26 protein-coding genes are annotated in these 25,747 nt (G+C 68.2%); 15 read left to right on the forward strand and 11 right to left on the reverse strand.

The genetic code is table 11. The features are described 5' to 3' along the window. Window positions 1-117: 117 nt before the first annotated feature. Genes BLW32_RS27355 through BLW32_RS02190 form a run of 3 tightly spaced genes read right to left on the reverse strand, consistent with a single transcriptional unit; the run spans window position 118 to window position 3,297 of the window. The gene (locus BLW32_RS27355; RefSeq protein ID WP_068740518.1) at window positions 118-1,476 is read right to left on the reverse strand and encodes an EsaB/YukD family protein; all 1,359 of its coding nucleotides are present in this window, start codon (window positions 1,474-1,476) and stop codon (window positions 118-120) included. Between the two features lie 54 nt (window positions 1,477-1,530). Continuing rightward, the gene (locus BLW32_RS02185) at window positions 1,531-1,827 is read right to left on the reverse strand and encodes a hypothetical protein (protein WP_068526633.1); all 297 of its coding nucleotides are present in this window, start codon (window positions 1,825-1,827) and stop codon (window positions 1,531-1,533) included. 48 nt (window positions 1,828-1,875) lie between these two features. Further along, the gene (locus tag BLW32_RS02190; RefSeq protein ID WP_068740519.1) at window positions 1,876-3,297 is read right to left on the reverse strand and encodes a glycoside hydrolase family 183 protein; all 1,422 of its coding nucleotides are present in this window, start codon (window positions 3,295-3,297) and stop codon (window positions 1,876-1,878) included. A 574-nt stretch (window positions 3,298-3,871) separates the two neighbouring features. On the opposite strand from BLW32_RS02190, the gene BLW32_RS02195 reads away from it, so the two are divergent. The 8 genes from BLW32_RS02195 to BLW32_RS26920 all read left to right on the forward strand — a co-directional run bounded on the left by BLW32_RS02195 (window position 3,872) and on the right by BLW32_RS26920 (window position 13,110). Continuing rightward, window positions 3,872-4,204, forward strand: coding sequence for a WXG100 family type VII secretion target (locus BLW32_RS02195; protein WP_068627341.1), 333 nt, complete (start codon window positions 3,872-3,874; stop codon window positions 4,202-4,204). Window positions 4,205-4,290: 86 nt separating this feature from the next. Then, complete coding sequence (locus BLW32_RS02200) at window positions 4,291-4,587, forward strand: WXG100 family type VII secretion target (protein WP_107504231.1); 297 nt, start codon at window positions 4,291-4,293, stop codon at window positions 4,585-4,587. Between the two features lie 90 nt (window positions 4,588-4,677). Next, window positions 4,678-5,265, forward strand: coding sequence for a hypothetical protein (locus BLW32_RS02205; protein WP_068740521.1), 588 nt, complete (start codon window positions 4,678-4,680; stop codon window positions 5,263-5,265). Window positions 5,266-5,311: 46 nt separating this feature from the next. Next, window positions 5,312-10,087: a GH-E family nuclease gene (locus BLW32_RS02210; protein ID WP_068740522.1), complete on the forward strand. Its 4,776-nt coding sequence runs from the start codon at window positions 5,312-5,314 to the stop codon at window positions 10,085-10,087. 22 nt (window positions 10,088-10,109) lie between these two features. After that, on the forward strand, window positions 10,110-10,652 hold the full coding sequence (locus tag BLW32_RS02215; protein WP_068740523.1) for a hypothetical protein: 543 nt from the start codon (window positions 10,110-10,112) through the stop codon (window positions 10,650-10,652). Next, window positions 10,649-11,470 (forward strand): hypothetical protein, encoded by an 822-nt coding sequence (locus tag BLW32_RS02220; protein ID WP_068740524.1) that lies wholly within the window; start codon window positions 10,649-10,651, stop codon window positions 11,468-11,470. The genes BLW32_RS02215 and BLW32_RS02220 overlap by 4 nt, the downstream gene beginning before the upstream one ends. 298 nt (window positions 11,471-11,768) lie before the next feature. Continuing rightward, the gene (locus tag BLW32_RS26915; protein WP_139286025.1) at window positions 11,769-12,506 is read left to right on the forward strand and encodes a hypothetical protein; all 738 of its coding nucleotides are present in this window, start codon (window positions 11,769-11,771) and stop codon (window positions 12,504-12,506) included. Between the two features lie 421 nt (window positions 12,507-12,927). Continuing rightward, window positions 12,928-13,110, forward strand: coding sequence for a hypothetical protein (locus BLW32_RS26920; protein ID WP_139286026.1), 183 nt, complete (start codon window positions 12,928-12,930; stop codon window positions 13,108-13,110). A 49-nt stretch (window positions 13,111-13,159) separates the two neighbouring features. Here the strand turns inward: BLW32_RS26920 and BLW32_RS02230 are convergent, their stop codons facing one another. Then, window positions 13,160-13,855 (reverse strand): DUF6474 family protein, encoded by a 696-nt coding sequence (locus tag BLW32_RS02230; RefSeq protein ID WP_068740525.1) that lies wholly within the window; start codon window positions 13,853-13,855, stop codon window positions 13,160-13,162. A 96-nt stretch (window positions 13,856-13,951) separates the two neighbouring features. Here BLW32_RS02230 and BLW32_RS02235 point away from each other — a divergent pair, with 96 nt between their 5' ends. Continuing rightward, window positions 13,952-15,499 (forward strand): TM0106 family RecB-like putative nuclease, encoded by a 1,548-nt coding sequence (locus tag BLW32_RS02235; protein WP_068740526.1) that lies wholly within the window; start codon window positions 13,952-13,954, stop codon window positions 15,497-15,499. Here BLW32_RS02235 and BLW32_RS02240 read toward each other — a convergent pair. Then, window positions 15,496-16,437 (reverse strand): ABC transporter substrate-binding protein, encoded by a 942-nt coding sequence (locus BLW32_RS02240; protein WP_082791251.1) that lies wholly within the window; start codon window positions 16,435-16,437, stop codon window positions 15,496-15,498. The two genes, BLW32_RS02235 and BLW32_RS02240, sit on opposite strands and share 4 nt — an antisense overlap. Before the next feature lie 81 nt (window positions 16,438-16,518). After that, window positions 16,519-17,634 carry a hypothetical protein gene (locus BLW32_RS26925; RefSeq protein ID WP_068740527.1) on the reverse strand — a complete coding sequence of 372 codons (1,116 nt, stop codon included), beginning with the start codon at window positions 17,632-17,634 and terminating at the stop codon, window positions 16,519-16,521. Between the two features lie 181 nt (window positions 17,635-17,815). Between BLW32_RS26925 and BLW32_RS02250 the strand changes: the two genes are divergently transcribed. From BLW32_RS02250 to BLW32_RS02260, 3 genes are all read left to right on the forward strand, one after another. Further along, on the forward strand, window positions 17,816-18,307 hold the full coding sequence (locus BLW32_RS02250; protein WP_068523327.1) for a helix-turn-helix transcriptional regulator: 492 nt from the start codon (window positions 17,816-17,818) through the stop codon (window positions 18,305-18,307). A gap of 89 nt (window positions 18,308-18,396) precedes the next feature. Beyond that, window positions 18,397-18,909 carry a hypothetical protein gene (locus BLW32_RS02255; RefSeq protein WP_068523328.1) on the forward strand — a complete coding sequence of 171 codons (513 nt, stop codon included), beginning with the start codon at window positions 18,397-18,399 and terminating at the stop codon, window positions 18,907-18,909. After that, window positions 18,900-20,012, forward strand: a complete 1,113-nt coding sequence (locus BLW32_RS02260; protein WP_068626230.1) for an MAB_1171c family putative transporter — start codon at window positions 18,900-18,902, stop codon at window positions 20,010-20,012. Before BLW32_RS02255 ends, BLW32_RS02260 begins: the two co-directional genes overlap by 10 nt. A gap of 55 nt (window positions 20,013-20,067) precedes the next feature. On the opposite strand, the gene BLW32_RS02265 is transcribed toward BLW32_RS02260, so the two are convergent. The 5 genes from BLW32_RS02265 to BLW32_RS27360 form a co-directional block, all read right to left on the reverse strand. Further along, a complete protein-coding gene (locus tag BLW32_RS02265; RefSeq protein WP_068523330.1) occupies window positions 20,068-20,826 on the reverse strand; it encodes an SDR family NAD(P)-dependent oxidoreductase in 759 nt (252 codons plus the stop codon). A 59-nt stretch (window positions 20,827-20,885) separates the two neighbouring features. Beyond that, complete coding sequence (locus BLW32_RS02270) at window positions 20,886-21,617, reverse strand: TMEM165/GDT1 family protein (protein WP_068740528.1); 732 nt, start codon at window positions 21,615-21,617, stop codon at window positions 20,886-20,888. A gap of 303 nt (window positions 21,618-21,920) precedes the next feature. Continuing rightward, the gene (locus BLW32_RS02275) at window positions 21,921-22,526 is read right to left on the reverse strand and encodes a class I SAM-dependent DNA methyltransferase (RefSeq protein ID WP_068740529.1); all 606 of its coding nucleotides are present in this window, start codon (window positions 22,524-22,526) and stop codon (window positions 21,921-21,923) included. A gap of 124 nt (window positions 22,527-22,650) precedes the next feature. Beyond that, window positions 22,651-23,253 (reverse strand): superoxide dismutase, encoded by a 603-nt coding sequence (locus tag BLW32_RS02280; RefSeq protein WP_068523334.1) that lies wholly within the window; start codon window positions 23,251-23,253, stop codon window positions 22,651-22,653. Between the two features lie 199 nt (window positions 23,254-23,452). Next, a complete protein-coding gene (locus BLW32_RS27360; RefSeq protein WP_156486384.1) occupies window positions 23,453-23,605 on the reverse strand; it encodes a hypothetical protein in 153 nt (50 codons plus the stop codon). Window positions 23,606-23,904: 299 nt separating this feature from the next. Between BLW32_RS27360 and BLW32_RS02285 the strand changes: the two genes are divergently transcribed. Genes BLW32_RS02285 through BLW32_RS02295 form a run of 3 tightly spaced genes read left to right on the forward strand, consistent with a single transcriptional unit; the run spans window position 23,905 to window position 25,711 of the window. Continuing rightward, window positions 23,905-24,303, forward strand: a complete 399-nt coding sequence (locus BLW32_RS02285; RefSeq protein ID WP_068523335.1) for a hypothetical protein — start codon at window positions 23,905-23,907, stop codon at window positions 24,301-24,303. Between the two features lie 32 nt (window positions 24,304-24,335). Continuing rightward, complete coding sequence (locus BLW32_RS02290; RefSeq protein WP_068740530.1) at window positions 24,336-24,755, forward strand: DUF2752 domain-containing protein; 420 nt, start codon at window positions 24,336-24,338, stop codon at window positions 24,753-24,755. A 47-nt stretch (window positions 24,756-24,802) separates the two neighbouring features. Next, on the forward strand, window positions 24,803-25,711 hold the full coding sequence (locus BLW32_RS02295; RefSeq protein WP_068523337.1) for a S49 family peptidase: 909 nt from the start codon (window positions 24,803-24,805) through the stop codon (window positions 25,709-25,711). Window positions 25,712-25,747: the final 36 nt, after the last annotated feature.

Below are 25,747 nucleotides of genomic sequence, written 5' to 3' on the forward strand. Positions count from 1 at the left end.
CGGTCGACGGCTTCGGTCGTGATGCTCGTGCTGTGGTCCGTCGCGATCGCGGCGATCGCCGCGGCGGCGGTGCTGGCGGGAGTGTGGATCGCCGGCTGGATGGGTGCGAAGTCACAATCAGCGCCCCAGGTCGGTACCAAGTATGTACTGGTAAATGCCCTGAGCCCAGAACAGCATGGGAATCAGCCCCAGTAGGACGAGCGCATCGACGATGTTCCAGAGCTGAGCCAGCCGTGCGCCGGTGACGGTGGGGAGCTCGAAATAGCCGAGGAACAGGATGATCACGCCGAGGAGCAGGGCGATGACCATGGTCGCGGCCGCGGTGATGAACGGTGCCGACTCCCCGATGCGCTGGTCGATCAGGGCGACCGGCACGATGAACGCACTCGTCACTGCGACGCCGATGATCGGCGCGACGTGCCGGACCTCCGAGAAGCTTCGACTCCGCAGGAGGAAGGCCAGTCCGATGTAGGCGCCGAACGCCGCCTGCTCCCAGACGCCCGTGATCGCGAGCACGAGAACCGCTCCCACGGCGCTCGCGCAGCACGCCCACACGATCCCGTCGAGGAGGTCGGTGGCGATGACCGCCCGCCGCACGATCTCGGGGCGACCGGGGCGCTCACGTCCGGCCTCGTACGAGGCGGCGGGAGACTCCTCCTCGGTGCGGGCCACGACGCCGCCCAGTCCCGACCAGGCCACCGAGAGCCGTCCGGCGCAGGCGAGGCCGATGACGAGCACCGGAGAGATCCATGCCGCGAGCGCGGTGGCGTTGACTCCCAATCGGATCGCGATCACAGCGGCGATCGCGGTTCCGCCGGCGATCGACGACGAGGCGACGATCGCCCACCGGGCCGGTGACAGGACGAAGGTCGTGATGGCGATTCCGCACAGTCCGCCGCCGACGGTGGCGAGGACGACCTGTGGCCACGGGGACGCGTGGAACACCGCCGCCGAGGCGGCGGCGAAGCAGATCGGAGTGATCCAGACGAGGTGACGGGCCGGCTCCGGAGCTGCGTAGGTGGCGAGGATGAACGCGCCCATCGCGGCGGCGCATGCGCCGGCGACGAGGCCCCCGGTGACGGCGAAGGCGACGGCCGCGACGACGACCAGCATTCCCGCGTAGCCGACGACGACGGAATGCCGGGCGTTGCCGGTCCACATCCGGCGGTCGTCCTCGACGTAGTCGGCGACCACGTCGATCGCGGAGAAGATCTCCGGTGCGGCGACCTCGCTCGCGGCGGGCACGATGTAGAGCAGGTCCCCGTCCACGACGCCGTAGTCGCTGAGCTTTCCGTGCGCGGCGAGGGGACCGGCCGCCACCGACGCGAATTGCCATCCCGTCTCGTCGGACGGATCGAGACCGAGAACGGCGGCGACCTGGTCGACGACCTCGGCGACGGGGCGTCCGAGCGGCGCGGTGACGTCGGCGGCGTTGTCCTCCGGGCCGACAACGGTGACCCGGACGAATTCAGCCACGGAACGTCCCCGACCGGGCGGAGGTGCGGTGTGCGCCGTTCGACGCGTGTCCGGTCACGCCTGCACGCGGTTGAACAGGGCCTTGCCGGCGATGTCGGACGCCGATGCCCGCGCGGCGATACCGTCGGCGGCGCGGCCGAACTCGGCGATATTCGCGATCAGCTGCTGGGTGAAGACCCCGCCGACCTCGGCATGACCGGCCATGGCTGCGTTGACCGCCGCACCTGCTTCCGCTCCTGCGCCGGCGACGGCGGGGCGTGCCGGGGCCGACAGCGACGCGGATACCACCCGCAGGCTGCTGCTCGCGTCGAGCAGGTCGTCGAGCGGGAACTGGGAGAACGAGGAGGTCATCGGCTTCGGCCCTTCCGGTCGAGATGGCGTGATGCGGAGCAGGAACGGTCAGGACGCGGCCCGCGACGTCGCGGTGGACGACGAGGGTGCGGGCTTGCCGGTGGTGGGAGGTAGCTGGCTGGTCGGCCCGGTGGGCGCCCCTTGTGCCGGCCCGGGCGGGAGGAAGGGCGCGTTCGGGAGCGGACTCTGGCCCACGTCCGGGACCGGGATCGACGGGACCTGCGCTCCACCGGGCAGGGTGACCGGGGCCAACTGCGCCGGCGGCTTGGGATTCTGCTTGGTGACGTTCGTGTGCATCAGGTACGTGTTGTACGAATTGAACTGAGACACGACGAAGTACAGATCGTTGCCCGAGGAACCGGGGAGGACTCGCGGTGCGTAGAGGCTGGGGTAGTCGGTGCCCGAGGCGATGATCTCGGGGTCCGACCACGGGCCGAGCGCCGACGCGGACTGACGCATCACGATGGCGTTGCGCACCATGTCCGTATTGACCATCACGAACCGCTGAACGCCGGGATGATATGCGACGTTGAAGTCGCCGAGCGCACCCCAGGCGAGGGGGGACGGGGCGGTCTTCTCCGCGGCGGAGAACTCGCCGCCGTTCCACACCTTGTACTTCGACGAGTCGAGGACGTCCTTGGTCTTGGTCTTCGACACGAACACGCCGCCGATGCGGCCGGGCGGGCTCCCGTACAGGTAGACCTCGTCGCCGACGACGACGGCGGAGGTCATCTGGAAGGCCGTGTTCCGCTCGGAGTTGCGCCAGACGGCCTTCGGGGCCTTGAACCACGTGGAGCCACCGTCGTCCGAGTAGGCGATGCCCGAGTAGTTCGACACCCACTGCCCGGACGAAGGGCCCCAGGTCCGAATGGAGGTGTAGGTCAGGAAGGTGCGGTCGCCGATCGCGAACCCGGAGGTCGGGATGACGGTCTCTTCGGCACCCTTCGCCTTCGCGCTCTGCAGAATCTCCTTGGCGTGGCCCGGCCGGTCCGTGATGAACGAGGTGATCTTCATTCCCGCCGAGGGATTGGAGACGTCGGCCACTGCGAGCGAATTGGACCTCCAGTCGAATCCCGTCGGTCCCGTGGTCCCCGTCCAACCGACGCCGGGGCTCTGCTGCCCGGTGCCGCCGCCGGAACCTTCCGAGGAGCTGCCCGAGCCGCCGCTGCCGGATCCGGAACCCTGCTGGCCGCCGGCGCGAATGTTGATCAACGGGATGTCGGGCACGGGGATCTTGACCGCCGAGGGAATGATCGGCACGTTCAATCCGCTACCGTCAACCAGCGGCGGAGTCGTGGCCTGCTCCCCGGTCGCGCGCGGGCCGCCGAACGTGTCGCCGAAGGCGACGAGGGTTCGTCCCCGCGAGTCCGCGAACGGCACGGCCCAGGCCGCGCCGGCGACTCCCCAGTTCTTGTCGGTGTGAGAATACGACTGGGCGCCAGTGATCTTCGAGACGAAGGCGTTCGTCACCGATCGACCCTGCGGCAGAGCGGGCTGGCCGGCCCCGGGAGGCTCGGCGGCCGGTGCGGCCGGCTTCGCGGGTCCGCCCGGCCCGCCGGGACCGTTCGGTGCGGCTGTGACCACGGGGAGCCCCGGAACCCCGGGAGCGGGTGGCACGGCGTAGGGAAATGAACCCTGGGCACTGACCTGAGAGGGCTGCGCGCCCGCTTCCACCGTCTGAGAGGGTGCTGAGGAGGTCGAGCACGCGGCGACTGTGCACACCGCCACGGAGCCGACCGCGGCGGCACGCACTCGCGAGAGGAGCGCGGACGTACCTCGAGATCGGTTGTGACGTACCGCATGTTTCGCCACGGCGTGCTCCCCGCTGGTTCTGGGTCCGCTGGAGCGCCGCTCCAGCAAACCTGAGATTTTCATATGGATCGCGGCGACCTTATCGCGCGGATCCGGCCCTCGCTACTTGATGTGACGAAGGGTACGTTGGTTGCGGTAACTGTTGCGAACGGTCGTAACCGCTTGTAGTGTCCTGCGCAAATTCAACCTGGGGTGTCTTGCCCCGGAAGATTCCCGGAGGGGCACGACGGCCATGGGTACTCGTTTCTCAGTCGCCAATCATGCGGTGACCACGCACGCGACCAACATCGAGCAGGTGTCTGGGGCGTTGAACGCTCAGGGCAAGCGGTTCGTCTCCGCGGTGGAGGCGTTGCCGGCGTCGTGGAAGGGGCAGTCGTTCATCGCGTGGGATCAGTTGACGACGCGGTGGGATGCTTCGTTCAAGGAGCTCAATGCGGCGTTGACGACGATCCGTGAGTCGGTGGGGCAGGCCGGGCAGCTGTACACCTCCGGTGAGCAGCAGCAGGCGGCGAACCTCGAGCAGGCGGCTCGGGGCATGGCCTGGGATCAGGCGAAGTTCCGCTGACCCTTTCGGGCTTTCGAGCCCGACTTTTGATCTGCAGCCACGGACTTCCGTGAGCTGCGTCTGAGCCTTCCGATGAGGAGATGATCATGTCTGAGATGTATGCGTACGACGAGGGTGGCGCGGAGACCGCCGGTGATGATCTGGCGTCGATCGTCGCGGCGTTGGAAGCGAACCTGGAGCAGTTGCAGGGGTACGTGGCGTCGGTGGAGTCGCAGTGGAACGCGGATGAGCAGGTGCTCTACCGCGGCGTGCAGACCAAGTGGAACAACGCCGCGGCGTCGGTGAGCGAGATCCTCGGGCAGATGAAGACCGCGCTCGGCACGAACACCGAGCAGGTTCGTGACATGCGGTCGCAGGTGCGCTCCGCGCTGTCGCGCAACTGACTGTCCTCACGAGCTCGTCATAGTCCTGAAGGCCGCGCCATGTGTGTGCGGCCGCGTCCTGTCGTTGTCTATCGAAGGATCACTGAGCTGATGTCCTCCATTTTCACCCTTGCCAAGCGGCTATCGGTAGCGGCGCTGACCAGTATCGCGATCGCTGGTGCTGTCGTCGCGCCCGCGGAAGCCGTGCCGACCACGGCCGGCTGCCGTGCCGTACCTCAACCGGCACTGACGCTGGGCGCGGAAGGCATAGTCCGAGTGGAGATTCCTGCCGCAGCTGGGTGGCACGAGGTCGCCGCCCCTCGCGGTGCGTCGCGCCTCGCGCTGGGGCGCCTCGAGGACGCGTCCGGGCAGGACGCCCTCGACGCGTGGATCGGTGTCCTCAACAGCAACACGATCACCACGTCCGCCCAATTTGCTGATGCGGAGACTGCTCACAGGCAGGTGCTCTCCCGGCGATCAGTCGCCGGGCCCTGCGGCCTGCCCACCGAGGCGGTGACCGTGCGTCACGCAGCCACTGCGACAGAGCGTGAGTACTTCGTCAGCGGCCGCTACACGCTCGCGCAAGCGAACGGGAAGACTTTGGTCATCTACGTCGGCGCGAGCACCTACGACCGGAACAGACTGCCGCAGCTGGAAAACGACCTTCTGCGCGGCTACGGCATCCGCCTCCCCGCGTAACGCCGACCTGCTCACTACACGTTCTCTCTAGAGAGGCCCCCTCGCGATGAGTCTCGATATCAATCCCGGCGACGGCATCGTCGGGGAGCTGGAGCTACTCGGTGATCTGATCGTCGGTGGGTTCCCGGAGGCCGTGTTCACGCTGCCGGGGGTGAGCGTCGACGAGGTACTCGATCACGCCCGTCTGTATCTCGGGTTCGCGGAGGCGGCGGAGTCGGCGCATGCTCGGGTTCGTGGACTCGAGGTGCCCGAGTTCGTGGGTGTGGAGGGCGAGTTCTTCCGCGGCCGAGTCCCCGGCGAGTTGGCGATGCAGCTCGGCGCGGCGGTGGAGTCGTACTCCCGAGTCGGTTCGGGGATCAAGGAACTCGCCCGCGAACTCGACGCCTCGCAAGCCGCTTTGAAGCCTCTCGAAGCGCGGGCGCGGGCGGTGTTCGAGCACATGCAGAAGGTGTGGATCAAGGTCAACGTCCCGTTCACTGAGTACAGCGGGTTGCGCAGCGAGTGGGATGAGCTCGTCCGCGCTGCGGGTGTGGTGCACGAGCGGGTCGCGGTGGCCGGGCAGGAGGCGGCAGCGGCGATCACCGCGGGCACCGAGGCGATGGTGCCGGTCAACGACTACTTCTCCACGCTGCCTGGCGGAGCGGTGGCGGGTGGTGTTGTGGCGCAGGGTGTGCGGTCGACTGCGTCGCGTGCGGCCTCCGCTGCCGGTGGCGTGGCCGGGGCGCCGGGACGCGCCGCGAAGGCGACCGCCGACGGGCTGGGTGCCGTAGCTGGCGCGGTCACCTCGGTTCCGCAGCAGATCACCGCGCGCGGGCAGCAACTCGCGCCGCAGGTGACCCCGGACGGGATCAAGGTCGGCGACCAGCTCCTCACCGATCCGACGAGCGAGCAGGCACAGAAGCTCGTGCGGGACGGGCAGGCTACGAACATCCTCGGACTCGACCCCACTGGTGTTCCGACGGCGATGATGATGCTCGCCTCCCCGAACACCCTGCTGCGCGAGCAGCCGCGCAAGAAGGCGGCCGGGCGTAGATGGTCGGGTGAGGAGTCGAAGGCGCAGTCGATCGCGCAGAATGCGGTCGGTCAGGTGGTCTCGGTTCCGGGACGGTTCGTCGGCGGCGCCGTCGACCGGTTCGGCAACACCATCGCCGGCAATGCCGCTCTGATCGGTGTCGGTGGTGACCCCGTCCGCGCGTGGACGGGGCTGCTCTCGAATGTCACCAGCCCCGTTGCGGGTGCTGGTCGCGCTGTAGCGTCTGCGACGCCCGAGCAGATCCTGGCCGACCCGATCGCCGCAGCCGGCTCGGCAGCCACCCACGCGCCCGCCGCGGTGCCCTTCGTCGGCTGGGTCTACGGGCTGGTGGAGTGGGCGACCAAGCCCGGCGAACTCGCCCACGAAGGCGCGAAGGAATCACTCACCTCCGCCCTCGATGCACTCACATTGAAGAACCTCGAAGCAGGCCAGGCAGTCGCCAACACCGGCGAAGTGCAAGTCACCACCTCCGACGTGGACGTCCACGCCGACAACGGCGGATACGTCACCTTCACCCTCCCAGACCTCGAAGGCGGAGAACCCAAAGCCTGGTACATCCTCGCCACCCCCGACAGCCCCGGAAACTTCACCACCAACGTCCCCACCGCCCCGGGTGAGGAGCTCGTCGAACGCGGCGACGGCTCCGTCGTGTTGGTCAACAGCGGAACCGGACAGATCGTCCGCACCATCAAAACGCCGTGGGCGAAAGACGCACTCGGACGCGATCAACCCACCTGGTACTCCATCGACAAGGTCGACGACCAGACGTCGACGATCACCCAACACATCGCACCGAACAAGGGAGCGCTGTATCCGCTGGTGGCGGATGCTCCTGGTGATCAGAAGACGACGACGAATCCTGACGGATCGGTCGCAACGTCAACTGAGATTGAGGGTGGCTCTGTCGATACGACGGTGAAGAACGCTGACGGGACTACTTCGTCGATGCGGAGCGTCCCCGACGGCAACGGTGGGGTGACTACATTCACGGCGAACCCTGACGGTAGTCATTCGGTGCATTACCCCGACGGGTCGCGAGTGGAGGAGCCTGCGGCGGGGGCGAGTACACCCGCTCAGAGTTATGCTCCTGATCCGAAGTATTCGAATCCGCAGTATCGTCAGGAGCCCGCGCAGCAGGCTCCTGCTCAGCAGGCCCCGGCGCAGCAGCCTGCGGCTCCTTCCGCACCTGCTGTTGCTCCTGCCGAGTCGTCGGTCGGTGCGGTAGACACGGCAGGACGTGACGACGGTGATTCATGGACCCAAGGCTTGCCGGGTGGCGAGTCCGCGCAGCACACCATCGTCCCCGGCACGGGCGGTCAGACTGTTGACTCTGTGGTCACCCGCCCTGATGGTTCGTCGACGAAGATCCGTTCGGTCAAAGACGGGCAAGGCGGATGGAAGATCTGGTCCGACAACAGTGACGGCACCGCATCGTATGCAGAACGCCAGGGCTCGCTCGGCGACGTTTACACCGCCCGGTACGGCGAGTCCCCGGTGTACGGCAGCGCACCTATCGTCACCTCCAACGCGGCTCCCGACAACTCCAAAGGGCAGATCGTCGGGCAAAATCCGAACGGAACCACGTCGGTGGGCAACTTCGGGGTCCGCGACGACGGACGCGTCGGGCTGTCGGTGCGAAACCCCGACAACACTGTCTCCTCCATCGTCACTGGAACAGGTCCCGATGGCCGTCCCCACGATGACATCACCACGTTCAACGACGGCAAGACTGAGACCAGTCACGAGGTAAACCCGTTCACAGGTGAGCGGACCGAGACCACCACCGTGCTCGACACGGGCGTGAAGGTTATCGCCGTTCTGGATCGCGATAACAACCTCATCTCCCGAGTCCAAGGCGTTGGTGGTCAGCTTGAAGGCGTGATGAACACCCCCGACGGGCAGGTGGAGATTCAGGTCCGCCCCGACGGGGTGTACGGGCGGAGCGCGAACGGGGAGTTCGTCAAGTTCCGTGAAGACGGGGAACTGCCCGATACCCGCTCCTTCGGGCAGAAGGCGAACGACCAGGCAGGAAAGTTCGGGTCCGCCGTCGGGGGAAGCGTGTGGGATTCCCTCAAGAGCGTCCCGCAGACCGTTGCCCACCCGGGCGAGGCAGCTTCCGGGCTCTGGGAGACAGCGAAGGGACTGGTCGGACAGGAAAAGGCCGACCGCACCGTCATCCACAACTGGACCACCTTCCTGACGGGGACCAACGCCAATGAGTGGACCGAGGACGGGGTCGCCACCTCCCTCGGACACGCGGTTGTCGGTGTCGGCTCATGGTTCATCCCTGGCCCCGGCTGGGTCGCCAAGGTCACTCGCGCAGGGCACCTCGGCTCCACAGCAGCCCACGCCCTCGAGCACGTCGACAACGCCCGCTCCACCGCGAGCACCGCAACCCGCGCCGCCGCCATGGGAGCAGTCAGCCGCGCCCTACCAAACCTCACAGAACGCTTCCAAGGCTTCAACGCAGCCCGCGCCGCCGACATCGGCGTCGACGCTCCTGAAGCGGCACCCGCCGCAGGAAAACCCACGCCACGCGCCGAAGCTCCCGCACCCTCCGTTGCCGTCCCACGAGCGGAAGCCCCCGCCAGTCCAACGCCCGCACCTCGCGTCGAGGCACCCGCAACTACCGCCCCCCGAGCCGAGACACCTAACAACACCCCAGGGACACCGCCCCGCGCTGCGGACACACAGAACCCGTCCGTCGACACACCCCGCATCGACACCCCCGACGCACCCACCACCCCGAAGCCGGACAATCCCGCTTTCACGACCACCCCGGGAGCAGACCGCCGCGCCGCAGAGGCTGCGGCCCCCGCCGAACGCCCCGACCACCACCCGGCCTCGCCAACCGAGAAGGCCGGCGCTGACGCAGACAAGACAGTGGACACGCCGAAGGTCGGCGAAGTCGACGCCCCGAGGGCTGGCGATGTGGACACCCCCACCACCTCAGGTGCGGCGCGCGCGGATGCACCGTCCGTTGGCGACGGTGTGCCAGGCAAGGCAGCAGACCTCGACGGCGGACCGCACCCGCGCGGAGAACTCGACATCGACCTCGACAATTACTTCCACCCAGGCGAAAGTGGCGGCACCAAGTACACCGCCGACGACGTACGCACTGCCTTCGACAACGCACCCAACAACAAGGAGGGTGTCCCTGTCGATCACCGCACCGGCGAACCACTGGTCCTCACCGACGCCGCAGGCAAACGCGGGTGGACCATGCGCCAGGACGCCGACGGAGTATGGCGCGCCGAAAACTACGCGCTGCACCCGGACGGGATGCCTAAGAAGGGCACACCCAACAGTTACGGCTACGACGCCAACGGTGACCTCCGCAAATACGCCGAGAACAGACCGAGTCATAAACCCGAAGACATCAAAACCGTGTGGGACACTACCCACACGGATATCAACAACCTCATCGAGTCCGGCGTCCTCCGCGACCTGCCCAAAACCGAACGACCCGACCAAACCTGGCTCCGAGCACCCGACGGAACCAAAACAAACGGCAGCGACATACGCGAAACCCTCAACACCCGCACAGGCGAGACCGAGGTATACAAGCTCGAAACCTGGAAACCCGGCGACAAACAAAACTGGGACATGGGACACATCAAGGGTGAGGAATACCGCCGAATCCACGATGACTACATGCGCGGAAAGTACAAGTCCGACGAAGACTTCGTTGAAGACTTCCGTAATTTGGACCTTTATGAGGCGGCGAATGCACCTCGCAACCGCTCCCACGTGGATGAAGACATGACTCCGCTGCCGCCGCGCCCCTGAACCGCCTGTTAGGATCACCCACATGGACGACCACTGGTACTCCTCCGCCTACCCCGCCGCCAGTATGGGCACTTACGACAACTTCATCGCAGTCTACGAGGGCAGTGAAGACGAAGCGTCAATCCAGAATCACACGGAACCCAAAGATAACACCCTACTCTGGAAAGCTGCGCACAATAGGAATGTTGACGCACGGCTAGCTATCTGCAATAGGCTCATCGATGACGGTATCGATGTGGCATATGAGGACAACAAGACGAACGTCTTACACTTGTACTTCAGTAACCGCACCTTCGAGCCCGAGAAGGAGGCGCCTCTTCTGCGTAGGTTACTGGAAGGTGGGGCGGATCTGAACCTCCAGCCCAGTAAAGGCTACTCCCCCCTAATGACCTTCATGACTAACCCGCGCCTGTTACCCGATGAAGTGAAGGTTCCGTTTTTTAATGTGCTTTTGGAGTTTCCTGAGTTTGTGTATCGGGAGCCTGACGGTTCGTTGCGGTGGCCGATGATCCCGTCGCTGACAGCGTGTATTGAGGCGCATGAGGCGAAGGCGGGTGGGCGGTGACGGTGGTGCCGGGTCATCTGACGCGGGTGTACGGGGCTTCGGTTGCTCGGTTTGAGCCGCTGTTCGAAGGCGCGGTGGAGGTCGAGGTCCGCGCTCACGACGGCATGCAAAGGCGGCGGACAGTAACCACCGACGGGTTGTCGGTGATCGTCGACGGTGTACCTGTGGAGTTAGCAGTTGAGGTCTCCGCTAAGGATCAGGTCGGCACGGCTGCGGTAGCGATCAGCACCGTCGCCCGAGACATTGTTGATAATCGGCGGCGTCCACCCCTCGAAGTGGTGTCACGGCTCCCCCGCCCGCTGGTGGAGGGAACACGACTGCGGGCGATCATCGCGTCGGGATCGCGGTTCGGAGCGGACGCTGATGTGATTGTTGAGAGCGCGGGTGATCGGGTCGTCCAGGTGGTGACGTTGCGGTTGCTGACATGGGCAGAAGCGAACGTGGTCGATGATCGTGGCTGGAACGCCTTCCTCACCACGGTCGGCAGTCCCGATGAGGTGCTCGACACACAGCGCGTCACCGACGCTGCACGCCCCACTGTCGCTGAATTGGGAAACCTGCCGATACTGGTCTCGAAGCAGCACTACGACCACCCGCCCCGGTTCGTCGGGTTGATGGATGTCGACGGCAGACTCACCTTCACCTCTACCACCGGACGTGAAAGCCCGGAATACATGGCAGACCCATCCAACCGCGAAATATGGGGCATCAACAGCTACCTCCAAGACTTCCCGTGGGTCGAATCCTTCATCACCACCGCCGCCCCCGGCGACGATGCCGTATTCACCGATCAGTCAGGTGACTTCGCTTGGGAGTAGAAACCCTCCCGCCGTTCAGTCGTCACCAGTAGTTGCTTCATGAGCGGCGCACCGCCACCGCGTACCCTCACCATCGGTACGGATGCATGCTGGCGACGTACAGGTCGGTGACCACATTTCTACCGCGACGACGACGGCGACTTACCGTTCGCGGCGCAGGCTGGAGATGTGCCCTTTCAGTCAGACGCAGCAACTCCGACAAACCTGGGACGCTCCGGAGTGCCGTCGAATGAATCTCCCCCGGGAGTGGTGGAAGGTCTGAAATCTGAATTGCCCCGGAAGCAGGAGTAGCCACCCCATGAGAAAGTCCCGCCCAATCCACGAACCTCCCGAGCCGGTTCCCGTGGACCCACGGCCAAGTCGCCTCGAAACCGACCTCGCCACCCTCGAGATCGGCCACGGCTTCACCCTCGGCAACCCCGCCTACCCCCCGCACGGCAATTCCGAAGGCGACCGAGTCGTCTACCTCACCCGCCCTAGTACCGTCCCCGGATGCGACGACGTCATCGAATACACCATCCATGGCCGAGGACGTTCCGGAGTCATCGACGGCGCAGCGTACATCGCCCACCCTGCCATGCGCGAAATCGCCCAGCGCGACCCCCAACAATACGGATTCACCCCCGGAACCTGGCTCAGCAACTCATTTCACCGAAATATGCTGCACATCGAATGGGCAGGCGCACCAGCATCTGTAAAGTTCCGTGCCAACGCCACCGAGGAGAGCGTCCACTGGGGTTACAGTGTTGCGCTCGACTACGCTACTTCTTACTACCCCCGACGCTCGGACGAAGAATTCTTCCCTCTTTATCGCACTTTCGAATCGATCGAGCGTGGGGCGTATGCCATCCTAGAGCGAGGAAAGAGGATTGCCAAACCGCGGTTTTCTCGCGAGCAGGCATTTGTTATCTACGCGATGTTTGTTGGTGAGCATGAGAGCGCACACCGCATGTACACCACACTGCAGCGATTCGAAGCACCCGAAGCAACCAGCTTCTCGAACGCCATCGAAGTGATCTTTGGGCGATTGCCGTAAGCAGTTCGGCTTCAAGGGCTCGACGCAAGAGATGTGTTGCTAGCTCTTCGGGATGGATGCTGACTGCGGCTCAAAAGATAAAACGATACAACGACAAACTCAATGGGGAGTGGAAACAATAATGAGAACGGTGCTTCGATATTCGCTGCGGATCGCGATTGCCGCGTGTGTGGTCGCACCCGTGGCAGGGTGCGGTCTCGAGCATGCTGGAAATGCACCTACGACGTACGTTCGTCCCGGGCACACGCTGCCGGCATCGACCACGTCAGTGAGTTCGCCGACTGCCGTAAGCTCGTCCGTTCCGGAACCGACGACCGTCCCTACGATCGCAGATACCTGCTCCGGGAGCTACTGGTACGGCGACGCGGTCAACACGCACGTATGGATCGGACGGCGCGTCGCGCAGGACGCCAGGATTGTCGTGACGACCACCGACGGGAAGGTCAGTTCATGGACGAACACCGTCACGTCCGACGACGGGTACGCCCGTAAGGGCTGGTACAGCGAGTCCACGACGCCGTTGCTCGGCACTCCGGTGGCGACGGTCAAACGTGTCGACCTCCAGATCGACGGTCGAACCTGCCCGATCCGAAAGACGGGATAGTCAGACCGGCCGGTGAGTCGCCGACCTATCGCGAAGCGGCAGCGGTGGACTAGGAGCTGACGCCGAGGCGGTTGAGGAGGTCGGCGTCGATGCCGTCGAGCTCGCGGGCGATGGCCTGGTGCGCCGGGCGGCGGCGCGCGGGCGGCATCGACTCGGACGCGGTGATGGCGGTGCCCAGGTCGTCGAGGCGCTGCGCCACGGCGGCGGTGAAGGACTTGGTCTCCGCATCGGGGTGCGTGGCCGCCAGCTGGTCCAGCGAGCGACGGGCCGCCGCGACGCGGGCCGAGAGGCCGCCGCCGTAGCCGGCGAACGCCGCGACCTCGTCGACGGGCACGCCGAGGCGCGAGGCCTTGGCCGCATCGAGCTGGTTCCGGCCGGCCTGCGCCGCCCGGTAGGCGATCGGCACCACGACAGGCGCCAGCAGGCGCGCGGTCGAGATGTAGCGCTTGAGCCGCGCCTCGGAGAGGAGCTTGCCGTCGACGGCCGCGCGGGCCTGGGTCTCGGCGATCTTCAGGTTCGCCGCATCGGCCTTGCCCTGCGCCTTCGCCACGATCTTCGAGCGCTGCAGGTCGGCCTTCAGCGCCTTGCGCTCGCTCTTCGACGCGTTCTTCACGACGCGCTTGGCGTCACGGTCCGCGTTCTTGGCGGCGAGCTTCGCCTCGAGGCGCCCCTTGGACTTGAGCGCCTTGGCCTGCGCGCGGCGCTCCGCGCGGGAGGACTTCGTCTTCTTGCCGAACAAACCCATCAGTGCACGTCCTTGTAGGTCAGTACTGCCGTCCGGTACAGCATTGCACAGCGCGGCTCCGCGGGTTGTCGGTGCCGCCCGCCATACTGCTAAGCAGTGGACATCGACCAGGGCATCAAGACGACTCCGGTGAGCGCGCGCTCGCTCACCGGTTGTCGGCACCGTCTGGCGCTCGAGGCCCGCGCCCCGCAGGGCGAGCCCGACCCGGGCATGGCGCTCCGGGTCGAGGCGGCCGCCGTCTTCCGCGCGTCCGTCCGCGACCGGCTGCCAGGGCTCACCGTCATCGAGCCCGGGGAGGGCGCGGTGCGCCGCACCCTCGCCGCGATGGAGGCCGGTGCCGATCGGATCTGGAACGCCGTGCTGCCCACCGCGCACGATCGCCGCGGCCACAGCGAGCTCCTCGTCCGCCTCGCCGACGGCTACATCCCCGTCATCGTCGTCAACCACAAGACCTGCGACCCCGGCGCCGGCGCCGTGACGTCGCCGCTGGACCGCTGGGAGCCCCGCGAGGACGCGACGGTCCGCTCCCGCCAGCACCGCGGCGACCAGATGCGCCTCGCGCACCTCACCCGGATGCTGCAGGACGCGGGCTTCGCGTCCCGGACGCTGCTCGGCGGGAGCATCGGGGTCGACGGTGCGCGCATCGTCGTCCAGGAGGTCGGGCCGCTCCTGGCCGCCTACGACGAGCGGTTCGCGGACCGTCGGGCCGTCCTGGCCGGCACCGTGGAGACCGAGCCCGTGCGGGTGGCCGAGTGCCGACGGTGCCCCTGGTGGCCGCAGTGCGCGCAGACCCTGACGCTCGCGCGGGACGTGAGCCTGGTGGCCGACGGGCGTTCGGCGCCCGGGCTGCGCGAGGCGGGCATCGGCACCGTCGACCAGCTGGCCGAGTACGTGGGGCCCCAGCCCGAGGACGTGCCCGTGCCCATCGCCGACCTGCGGGCCATGGCCCGCGCGTGGCGGGACGGGCAGGTGCTCGTGCGGCGGCAGCCCGAGGTGAAGGTGCGCCGGGCCGACGTCGAGGTCGACGTCGATATGGAGAGCTACCAGGAGTACGGCGCCTACCTGTGGGGCACGTGGCTGCGGCGCGACGGCGTCGACCTCGGCTACCGGCCCTTCGTCACCTGGGACCCCGTGCCCACGCGCGACGAGGCCCGCTCGTTCGCCGAGTTCTGGGCCTTCCTCATGGACCGTCGCGCGGAGGCGCACGCCGCGGGCAAGACCTTCGCCGCGTACTGCTACTCGCAGAACGCCGAGAACAAGTGGCTGCTGGCCTCCGCGGACCGGTTCGCGGGCGAGCCGGGCGTGCCCGTGCGGCGGGCCGTGGAGGAATTCATCGCCTCGCCCGAGTGGGTCGACATGTTCGACGCCGTCGGCGACGCCTTCCTCTCCCTCGAGGGCCGAGGCCTGAAGAAGGTGGCGCCCGTCGCCGGATTCCATTGGCGCGACGCGGAGGCCGGCGGCGAGGCGTCGATGCTCTGGTACCGCGTGGGCGTCGGGATCGACGCCGGCTTCGCCGACGAGGACCGGGCCGTCCAGCGGCAGCGGATCCTCGACTACAACGAGGACGACGTGAAGGCCACCGCGGCGCTCCGCGCGTTCATGTCGAGCGAGAAGGTGCTCGCGCTGCCGGTGGTGGGCGGCTAGGGCCTGCCGGCCATGAACTTCTGCATGTCGGCGAGGACGCGCTCCGCGGCGACGGTGGAGGCGTTGAGGAACCAGGGGTCGACGTCGACCTCGAAGGCGCGTCCGCGCTCGACGACCGGCAACTTCTTCCACAGCGCCGCCTCCGTCATGTCGCGCGAGGCCTTCGGGAACGAGTAGAACAGCCAGTCGGCGTCGAGCATCCCCACCTCCTCCGGCGACAGCGCGCGGCTCGCGACGTCGGAGAAGCGCTGGGCCGCAGGGCGGGTCAGGCCGGCATCCGTGCCGACGATGCTCGCCAGGGCCAGCGTCCCGAAGTACAGGTACTGATCGCCGCGCGCCCGGACCAGCGAGACGGTCGCGGCGTCGCCGCGCGACTGCGCCCACGCGCGGGCGCGGCCCGCGTAGTCGGCGAGCAGCTTCTCGCCGGACTGCTTTCGCTTCAGCGCCTCGGCGACGGTCGTCAGGTCGGTCTTGAACGCCTCCGAGCCGCCCGCGGTGAGCACGGTGGGGGCCATCTTCGCCAGCTGCTCGTTGAGGGACTTGTCGGCCCGCTTGTTCGACAGGATCAGGTCGGGCTTGAGTGCGGCGATCTTCTCCGGGTCCGGCGTCATCCGCTCGCCGACGATCTGGATCGCGTCGAGGTCGTACTTCGCGCCGAAGGCGTCGCGGATGAACTGGGGGATCCCGGTGCTGTTGCTCGCCTCCGGGGCGACCACCGCGAGGCCGACCGGCACCGTTCCCAGCGCGAGGCAGTGATCCAGGTGTCCGGTGGAGAGCGCGACCACCCGCTTCGGGCCGTCGTCGCCCGTCTGCGCGGACGTGCCGTCGGCGCCGCACGCGGACAGCGCGGCCGCGGCGCCCAGGCCGCCCGCGCCGAGGAGCAGCGATCGTCGGCTGAGGGGGCGGCGCATCGGGGAGCGAGGACTCGGGGAGGTCATCGCTTTAGGTTAGGCTAAGGATAGTTGGCGCGACGCGCGACCCCGCCAACCAGCAAGGCGCTCGGGATCTGCTCGGGAGGGCTAGGCCTGGGCCTGGCGCAGGTGCGCGCGACGCAGGGCGTCGGCGAAGCTGCCGCTGCCCAGGAGCGCGACGCCACCGAGGATGGCGATCATCGCGGGGGAGAGCTGCCGCGCCGTCTCCGCCGCGACCGGCGCCACGCGCTGCGCCGACGTGTACGCCGCCGCGAAGACGGTGCTGTTGCCGTTGCTGCCGGAGCTCTGCTCCGCCGGCGTGCGGTCGGTGTTCGACGGTGCCGGGGCCGCGGGGGCCGGAGCCGCCGGCTTCGGGGCGGCGGGCTTCGGTGCCGGTGCAGGCGCGGGAGCCGGAAGGACCGGGCCGGCCACGACGACCGGCGGGACGATGACCGGCGCGACGACGGCCGGGGCCACGGGTGCCGCTGCGCCGACGCCTGCGGCCGGAGCCGAGGGGCGGGCGTCGCTGCTGCTGCTCGTGGAGCCGCTGTCCTTGGTCGAACCCGGCGACTCGGGGAGCGGGTTGCCCGTGCGCACGCCGCTGCCGCTGGAGATGGGGGCGCCGCCCGAGCCGGTCGAATTGGTGGAACCGGTCGACGAGCTCGACGACGAGCCGGAATCGGAGCCGCCCGCGCTGGGGATCGTGGGCGAGGTCGCGGTGCCCGTCGAGCCGCCGCTGCTCGAGCCGCCCCCGCCGAAGATGCCGCCGATGATGCCGATCAGGCCGCCGCCGTGGCCGTGGCCCTTGTCCTTGCCGTTGTCGCCCTCTTCCTTATCGGGCTTGTTGCTGCCCGTCTCGGTCTCGTCACCCGTCGTCGTGCCGCCGCCGTTCGGCGAGCCGGTGTCGGTGGAGGAGTCGCCCGAGCCACTGCCGCGAGAGGAGCTGCTGCCGGCTCCGACGCCGCTGCCACCGCCGCTCCGGGAGTCGTTGCCCGTCGCGCGGCCGGCGCTGCCCGTGGTGGACGCATCGTCGTTCGAACCTCTCGACGATGCGGACGAGGAGCCGTCCGTGCTCTGCGAGGTCGAGCTGCCGGATCCGGAGCCACTGTCGGAATCCGACGAATCGGGGGTCGCCCAGGCGGGCGCGGAGGCGATGGCGCCGAGGGCGAGAGCGGTGATGCCGATGGCCCGGAGACGTCGGGAGAGATGGGTCGGACGCGACACAACACACCCCTTCCGCTATTCGTGCACAGGCGTAGGTAAGAATACAGTATCCGCGCTCATGGGTGATAGCCGATCACGAAGCGGTCGTGTTCCATGGCGAAGTGCGCTATAGTGTGATCGAGGCTTGTGGACTCGCAATAAGATGTGTTCAGCGAGTCCGGAGTGCCGGTGATAGAGAGGGATGGCACAAGTGGATACAGGTAATAAGTACGACAGCGACGCTCTGGTGGGCCAGGGCCTGTTCGCGAGTCGTCTCGAGGAGCTGTTCCGCACGGTGCCCGGCCCGAACGGTCGCGCATTCACCGCGAAGGCGATCGCCCAGCGTTCGACCGCCCTGGGCTTCCGCCTGGGCGAGTCCTACCTGAGCCAGCTCCGTTCCGGCAAGGCGAAGTCGCCGTCCTTCCGCACCGTCGAGGGCATCTCGGCCGCGTTCGGCGTCGACGTGCACTACTTCCTCGAGGACGAGGCCGCCCAGCGCACGCGCGACCAGATCCACCTCATGCGCCTCCAGGCCGACACCAAGGTGCAGATGGCCGCGTTCCGCCTGGCAGGGCTCTCGCCCGACTCGGTGAACATGGTCAACGAGCTCATCAAGGTGTTGCGAGTGCAGCAGGGCTTGCCCGCCGACCCGCCCGAGCTTCCCGTAGACTCGCGCGAAAACGAGGGGCTCTAGCCTCAGCGGCTGACGCGTCGCGGCCCTCCGGGCCGCCGTGAGTGTGCCTCCGGCACCGTCGTCCCTCTACGACCGTGTGGAGGTGGGCTGTGCGTTCCGTCAAAGCGCTGCGCCGCCTGTGTGAGAACGAGGTGCGCAGCCTCGACCTGGACCTGCCCTTCGACGCGGTCCAGCTGTGCGAGAAGTACGGCAAGCGCCGCGGCCGCGACATCCTGGTGATCTCGCAGCCGCTGCCCGTCGGCATGCCGAACGGCCTGTGGCTCGTCGGCGACGACGCGGACTACTTCTTCTACCAGGCCAATACGTCGCGCACGCACCGCGACCAGATCATCATCCATGAGTTCGGCCACCTCATCGCAGGCCACCAGAACGCCGGTCCAACAGCGGCCGCACCGCAGACCGCGGAGATGTCCTCCCCGGAGGCCGACGCCGCGCTGCACCGCACCTGTTACGACGACGAGCACGAGTGGGAGGCCGAGATGATCGCCTCCATCATTCTCGGCTGGGCGTCCGAAGCCGGCGCGCTCGCCGGTCGCACCGCCAAGCACGACAGTCTGCGCGGCATCCAGCGCGCCCTGGGAGGTCATTCCCGGTGGCTGTGAAGCTCGTGAACGTACTCGGCGTCGCGTTCTTCACCCTGGTGTTGTGCTGGCGCATCGACCGGCTCTACCGCGCGAAGGCCGGGATCCAGGCCGTCGCGGTCACTGTCGCCATCGCCGCGCTGACGCTCGCCGTGCTCCTGCTCGGCTCGCCGATCGCGCCCACCATCGACGGTGCGTTGTGGCGGGGCGCCTCCCGCCTCGGCGGCTACGCCTCGCTCGCCCTGGGCGTCGCCGCGTTGGCCGTCGCCTTCTTCTACGGCCCCACCGAATCGGCCCGCCAACGTCGCGCGGGGATGGAGGCCATCCCGCTCATCGCCGCGGTCGTCGGCCTGTCCGTCGCCATGAACGTGACGCCGCCGTCGCTGCGCGACGCGAGCCTCGACACCCTCACCGTGCAGGAACTGGGCTTCGCCGTCTTCTTCGTCATCGCCGGCGGCTATCTGATGTACGGGCTCGCGGACTGCGTCCTCTCGCTGACCCGGCTCATGCCCTTCGCCGACGGCTACCTCACGACGTCGCTGCGGCTCATGTCCGCGGGCCTCGCGATCACCGCCGTCGGCTCCCTCGCGCAGGTCGCGTTCGTGCTCACCAGCGCGGGCCACGTGGCCTCCTGGCCGGTCCTGCTGAGCCTGTCGCAGGCCTGCACCGCGGGCGGCATCCTGCTGTTCGTCGTGGGCCTGAGCTACCCGGGCGTGCGCGGCTTCGTCGTGCAGATGCAGTACCGCAAGAAGCACCGCCGGGACTACAAGCGGCTCGAGCCGCTCTGGACGCTGCTCACCACCGCGGTCCCCGAGGTCGTGCTCGATGCGGGTAAGGCGCGCCGCGACCCGCACCTGCGCTTCCAGCGCCGGGTCGTCGAGATCCGCGACGTGCTGGTCCAGCTCAGCCCGTACCTGCCCGACGACTTCGGCGACGGCGTGCCCGAGGAGAACGTGCACAACCTGCTCGTGGCGATCGACCTGCGCAACGAGGCCGGGGCGGCGCCGGCACCGTCGAGCATGGTGCTTCCGCCCGACGGCCCCTCCATCGACGACGACGCCGCCCCGCTCCTCGTCCTGTCGGACGCGGTCGGGGCGACGCCGGCGGAGGAACTGCAGATCTAGCGCGGAGCCATCCGAATGGCTGCGATCCCGCGGCCATTCGGGTGGCCGAGCAGGTCTAGCGCGGAGCCATCCGAATGGCCCCGTCCATGCGGATCGTCTCGCCGTTCATGTAGTCGTGCTGCGAGAGGAAGTACGCGAGATCGGCGTACTCGGACGGCTCGCCCAGACGCTGCGGGAACGGGACGCCCGCCTCGAGGGTCTGCTTGAACTCCGGGGTCACGCCCGCGAGCATCGGGGTGTTGATGATGCCCGGCGCGATGGTGTTCACGCGGATGCCGAACTGCGCCAGGTCGCGCGCGGCGGTGATGGTCATGGCGTGCACGCCGCCCTTGGAGGCGGTGTAGGCGATCTGGCCGATCTGGCCCTCGAAGGCCGCGACCGAGGCGGTGTTGACGATGAGGCCGCGGGAGCCCTGCTCGTCGACGGCCTCCTGCTTGCTCATCTGGTCGGCGGCCAGGCGCATCACGTTGAACGTGCCCACGAGGTTGATGTTGATGACCGTCTGGAACAGGTCCAGCGCGTGCGGGCCGTTCTTCGACAGGATGCGGCCGGCCCAGCCGACGCCGGCGCAGTTGACGGCCACGCGCAGCGGGCCGGCCTTGACGGCCTCGGCGATCGCGGCGAGGACCTCGTCCTCCTTGGTCACGTCGGTCGCGACGAGGTGCACGTTCTCGACCGGGGTCGCCTTGTCGATCGACGGCTGCAGGTCGAGGCCGAAGACGGTGGCGCCCGCATCGGCGAAACGCTTCGCGGTGGCGGCGCCGAGGCCGGATGCGCCACCGGTGACGATGACGGAGGAGCCGGAGACGTCCATGGCTGATTCCCTTCTGTAGTGGAGCGCACTCGCCGGAGGGCGGCGCGACCCACCTCACATTAGTGAAGGGCGGTTCTTCCGGGCCCGGGGGTGCTCTCCTCCGGGACCTCCGGGTTCGACGGTGCCGCCGCCGCGCGGTGCGCCCGGTGCACGACGAGCCCGCCGCCGATCATCGTGACGGCGACGACCAGCCCGGTGACGATGCGGCTGATGCCGTCGAGCTCCGGCCAGGCCTCCGCCAGGAGCCAGGCGCCGAAGCCGAAGAACAGGATCGTCGCGCCGATCGCGATGGCGCGCTCGGGCAGCCGCGAGCCGAGCAGGGCACCCACCGCGATGGCGAGGGCGTCGGCCGCGACCATGCCGAGCGTCGAGCCGACCCACACGCCGAACCAGTTGTGCTGCGTGGTGAGGGTGATCGTGGCGAGCATCGTCTTGTCGCCGAGCTCGGCCAGGAAGAATGCGGAGGCGACGGCGAGGAAGACGGAGCGGGTGACGCGGTCCGCGGTGCCGCTCTCGTCGTCGGAGAGGGTGTCGCCGCGCCAGGTCCAGAAGGCGAAGACCAGCATGGAGATGCCCGCGACGGCCGTGATGAGCTGGGTGGGGATGGCGGAGCCGAGCGCGAAGCCGATGCCGACCGAGGCGATGTGGGTGAGGGCGGTGGCGGCGGTGATGCCCAGCAGCACGACCCACCACTTGAAGCGGGCGGCGAAGGTCATCGCCATGAGCTGGGACTTGTCGCCGAGCTCGGCGACGAAGACGACGGCGAAACTGATGAGCAACGCGTTGAGCACGGTGCGAACCTCCTGCGAAGACCTGTGCCACACGGATCCGACCGTCGGACCGCGCAAGTGGCACAAAGGTCTCGCCCACCGGAAGCCGTTGCTCCGGTTCGTGCGGCCGGGCTCTCGCCAGTGTGTCGACCGCGCGATTGGGGGCTACTCCCCTTCGTGCGAGTTCCAGGTTAGTCGTATGGTCTCGAAATAACAAGTAGCGCAGGAGTTTTGAAGCCCTGTCTCGATTCTTCACGGGCCCGGCGCGAGGGTTTCGGGTGCCCGGATCCGACGGTGCCGGGCGCCCGGCGCGGTGCCGCGTGGTCAGTCGCGGACGGCGAGGAGCTGCGCCATGGGGAAGCGGTAGTCCTTGTCGCGGAAGACGATCCGCCACGCTTCTTCGAAGCCGGCCTCGGCGAGGACGCGGGCGAACTCGTCGGGGTGCCAGCGCCAGGCGGGCGCGACGGCGTGGTCGAAGGCGAGCGGCGGGCCGGGCTCGTCGGCCGCCTGGAAGGCCACGAGGACCGGCGTGCCCGCGTCGACGAGGGCCGACCAGGCGCGCACCGTCGAGCGGACCTCGCCCGGTTCCACGTGGATCAGGCTGAACCGGGCGAGGATCGCGGCGATCGGGCCGTCGGGCAGGGCGGCGAGGGAGGCGTCACCGTCGACGAGGGGCAGCGCCGGGTGCAGGCGTCGCGCGTGCGCGAGCATGCCGGGGCTGGGGTCGACGCCGATCACGTCCAGGCCGCGTCCGGCCAGGTCGGAGGCGACGTGGCCGAGGCCGCAGCCGACGTCCACCGTCCGGCCCGGGCGACCCGCGGCGGCCTCCGCGAAGGCCGCCGCGGCGTGCCGCTCGATGGGGTACTGGTACGGCTCCGGGAACATCGCGGCGTAGGTGTCGGCGAGGGCGTCGTATCCCGGTTGTGTCATGCGCCCACCCTCGCATCGACCACTGACACGAAGCGGTTCGCCGGCAGCCGGGTGCGGCGGGAACGACGAAACCCCGCCGGCGCGGATGCGCTGGACGGGGTCTCGAGGCTGAGGGAAGAAGGACTCAGGCGGTGGCGGCGGCGTAGCGCGCGGCGACGTCGTCCCAGTTCACGACGTTCCACCAGGCCTTGACGTAGTCGGCCTTGACGTTCTTGTACTGCAGGTAGAAGGCGTGCTCCCACATGTCGAGCATGAGCAGCGGGGTCAGGCCGATGGAGATGTTGCCCTGCTGGTCGGTGAGCTGCTGCAGCACGAGGCGCTTGCCGATGTGGTCGTAGGCCAGCACGGACCAGCCGGAGCCCTGCAGCGTCATGGCGACGGCGGTGAAGTGGGCCTGGAACTTGTCGAAGCCGCCGAACTGCTCGTCGATGGCCGCGGCCAGGTCGCCGACCGGCTTGTCGCCACCGTTGGGCGACAGGTTCTTCCAGAAGATGGAGTGGTTGGTGTGGCCACCGAGGTGGAAGGCGAGGTTCTTGGAGAGCAGGGGCGCCTTGGTCGCGATCGAGCCGTCCTCGCGGGCCTCCGCGAGCTGCTCGAGGGCCTGGTTGGCGCCGGCGACGTAGGCGGCGTGGTGCTTGCTGTGGTGCAGCTCCATGATCTCGCCCGAGATGTGGGGCGCGAGCGCGCTGTAGTCGTAGTCGAGGTCCGGCAGAGTGTAGACGGCCACGTCTTTCCCTTCGATTGCGGAAGCGATCGCTTCCTGGTTGGTCCTTCGTACCCTTCCAGCCTTTCTTATCTGGAATGGTTCCGCAATAAGGACGGCCGAAAGCGCATGAAGTGCGGTTGAGGTTCTCGGCGGGATCGGCGCAGGCCGACGGTGCGCCGACCGGCGGAACCCGCGCGGTTCGCCCGCGAGGCGGGGCGGATCAGCCCAGGACGACGATGAGCACCAACGCGATCGCGAGCACGGCCACGGTGAGCAGCGTGCGGGTCAGCGAGCGCGAGAAGTACACGGTGCACGAGCTGCGCGACGCGGCGTCGGGCCCGGTGGCGAGGGAATGGGTGTGCTTGACCGTCATCGCGCCGCCTTCCGTGTGTTGCACCTGTGAAGCTCGTCACAGATGTGGTGTGGAACACTGTAGCGGACCTACACAGCAGTAGGAAATCGATCGCACGGAACCGCCGGAAACGGCGTCCGTGGACAGTCGGGCGCCGAATGTCCGATGTTTGTTGTTCATTCAAGCAAATGTGACCTACTAGACCGATGGATTGATTTACGGCGTCCACCTGCGCAGGCGCCGCGTCGACCGATAGAAACGCGGCCGCTTTCTATCGCAAACGCTTGGATTCCCGAGTCCGGCGCGGGACGATGGTGGACATGACCGGAACCAGCTTCGGGGCGCGCACCCAGCGCCTCAGCGGTGATCGGGCCGGCCGCGTTCGCACCCTCGTCGGCGGCCGCCAGACCCGCGCCGACATCGTCGTGTCGATGACACTGCTCGTCGTGTCGTTCACCGCGACGATCATCAATCTCGTCCTCGCGGTGCGTGCGATGCCCTCGATCCGCGAGTGCGCAGCGATGGCGTGCACGTACACGGGCACGTTCGACGTGCTGGCCATCACCTTCCTCACGTCGCTGCTGCTCGGCACGACCTTCGGCGCGCACGCCGTACTCAACCTGCTCAACCGGCGCAACGCCTGGGGCTATGCGCTGCTCGACGCCCTCGTCTCGTTCGGCTGCGTGTTCGGCGGCCTCGCCTTCGCGTCCACGCTCTGAGGCGCCCGGTCGGCGGCGCTAGCCTGGTGTCCATGACCACGACCGCGCCCTCGGCATCCTCGCGCTTGCGGGCGTCCGCGTGGCCGCTGGCCGCCGCGGCGGGCACGGGCGCCGTCGTCCTCGCGCTGCACCTGCGCGATCCGCACGTCCAGAACAGCTGGGGCGTCTGCCCGCTGTACGCCGCGACGGGCCTGTACTGCCCCGGCTGCGGGGGCCTGCGCGCCGTCAACGACGTCACCAACGGCGACTTCCTCGCCGCACTCGGCTCGAACGCGCTGATCTACCCGGCCGGCGCCGTGCTGGTGTGGCTCTGGCTCGGCTGGCTCGGCCGCCGGGCCGGCTTCACGGTCCCCGCGGTGCCGCAGAACAAGTACCTGTGGATCAGCGTCGGCGTACTGACCCTCGTGTGGACCGTCGCGCGGAACTTCCCCGGATCGCCGCTCGCCCCCTGACCAGCGGCGATGACCGGGTGTCGGATTCGCCCGCTACCGTCGGGGCCATGAGTCCCCTCGTGACCGAACTGCAGGACGCGGCGAAGGCCGCCAGCCACCGCGTGCGCGCCGCCCTCGGGCAGGCCGGGGGCGTCGTCCCCGTCGTGCGCCTCGAAGGCCCCATCGCGGCGCCCGCCATGTCGGGCGGGCTCGGCCGCGGCACGCTCAACCTGGCCGGGGTCGAGTCGGTGCTCCGCCGCGCCTTCGAGACCGACGACGCCGTCGCCGTCGCGCTGGTCCTCAACAGCCCCGGCGGTTCGCCCGCGCAGTCCGAGCTCATCGCCACCCGGATCCGGCAGCTCGCGGCGAAGCACGAGCTGCCCGTGCTCGCCTTCTGCGAGGACGTCGCCGCGTCGGGCGGGTACTGGCTGGCCTGCGCCGCCGACGAGATCTTCGTGACCACCACCTCGATCGTCGGGTCGATCGGCGTCATCTCCGCGAGCTTCGGGGCGAAGGAGCTGATCGGCAAGATCGGCCTCGAGCGCCGCGTCTTCACCGAGGGCGACGCCAAGCACCGGCTCGACATGTTCGAGGACGTCCGTGAGGGCGACATCGAGTGGCTCCACGGGATCCAGGGCGATATCCACAGCGCCTTCCGCGAGTGGGTGACCAGCCGCCGCGGCGACCGCCTCGGCGAGGACCCGGCCCTGTTCACCGGCGAGGTGTGGATCGGCCGCAAGGCCGTCGACCTGGGGCTCGCCGACGGTGTCGGCACCCTGCGCGGCGTGCTCGACGAGCGCTTCCCCGACGCCGAGGTCGAGGCCATGCACACCCCGAAGCCCCTGCTGGCACGCCTCCTGGGCGGCGGCACCGCGATCGACGGGGCAGGCCTCGCCGCGTCCGTCACGGCCGGCGTGCTCGACGGCGCGCTCGCCGGCCTGCAGCGCCGCGGCCTGTGGGCCAATTTCGGGGCTTGACATGCTCGATCCACAGGGCGCGGAATCCGCGCTGGT

Source organism: Tsukamurella tyrosinosolvens (assembly GCF_900104775.1).
Lineage (GTDB): Bacteria > Actinomycetota > Actinomycetes > Mycobacteriales > Mycobacteriaceae > Tsukamurella > Tsukamurella tyrosinosolvens.

Excerpts from the sequence above, each read along its gene's own strand:
- BLW32_RS02185 (WP_068526633.1), bottom strand. The coding sequence starts at position 1,827 with ATGACCTCCTCGTTCTCCCAGTTCCCGCTCGACGACCTGCTCGACGCG.
- BLW32_RS02195 (WP_068627341.1), top strand. The coding sequence starts at position 3,872 with ATGGGTACTCGTTTCTCAGTCGCCAATCATGCGGTGACCACGCACGCG.
- BLW32_RS02200 (WP_107504231.1), top strand. The coding sequence starts at position 4,291 with ATGTCTGAGATGTATGCGTACGACGAGGGTGGCGCGGAGACCGCCGGT.
- BLW32_RS02205 (WP_068740521.1), top strand. The coding sequence starts at position 4,678 with ATGTCCTCCATTTTCACCCTTGCCAAGCGGCTATCGGTAGCGGCGCTG.
- BLW32_RS02210 (WP_068740522.1), top strand. The coding sequence starts at position 5,312 with ATGAGTCTCGATATCAATCCCGGCGACGGCATCGTCGGGGAGCTGGAG.
- BLW32_RS02215 (WP_068740523.1), top strand. The coding sequence starts at position 10,110 with ATGGACGACCACTGGTACTCCTCCGCCTACCCCGCCGCCAGTATGGGC.
- BLW32_RS26915 (WP_139286025.1), top strand. The coding sequence starts at position 11,769 with ATGAGAAAGTCCCGCCCAATCCACGAACCTCCCGAGCCGGTTCCCGTG.
- BLW32_RS02230 (WP_068740525.1), bottom strand. The coding sequence starts at position 13,855 with ATGGGTTTGTTCGGCAAGAAGACGAAGTCCTCCCGCGCGGAGCGCCGC.
- BLW32_RS02240 (WP_082791251.1), bottom strand. The coding sequence starts at position 16,437 with ATGACCTCCCCGAGTCCTCGCTCCCCGATGCGCCGCCCCCTCAGCCGA.
- BLW32_RS02250 (WP_068523327.1), top strand. The coding sequence starts at position 17,816 with ATGGCACAAGTGGATACAGGTAATAAGTACGACAGCGACGCTCTGGTG.
- BLW32_RS02265 (WP_068523330.1), bottom strand. The coding sequence starts at position 20,826 with ATGGACGTCTCCGGCTCCTCCGTCATCGTCACCGGTGGCGCATCCGGC.
- BLW32_RS02275 (WP_068740529.1), bottom strand. The coding sequence starts at position 22,526 with ATGACACAACCGGGATACGACGCCCTCGCCGACACCTACGCCGCGATG.
- BLW32_RS27360 (WP_156486384.1), bottom strand. The coding sequence starts at position 23,605 with ATGACGGTCAAGCACACCCATTCCCTCGCCACCGGGCCCGACGCCGCG.
- BLW32_RS02285 (WP_068523335.1), top strand. The coding sequence starts at position 23,905 with ATGACCGGAACCAGCTTCGGGGCGCGCACCCAGCGCCTCAGCGGTGAT.
- BLW32_RS02290 (WP_068740530.1), top strand. The coding sequence starts at position 24,336 with ATGACCACGACCGCGCCCTCGGCATCCTCGCGCTTGCGGGCGTCCGCG.
- BLW32_RS02295 (WP_068523337.1), top strand. The coding sequence starts at position 24,803 with ATGAGTCCCCTCGTGACCGAACTGCAGGACGCGGCGAAGGCCGCCAGC.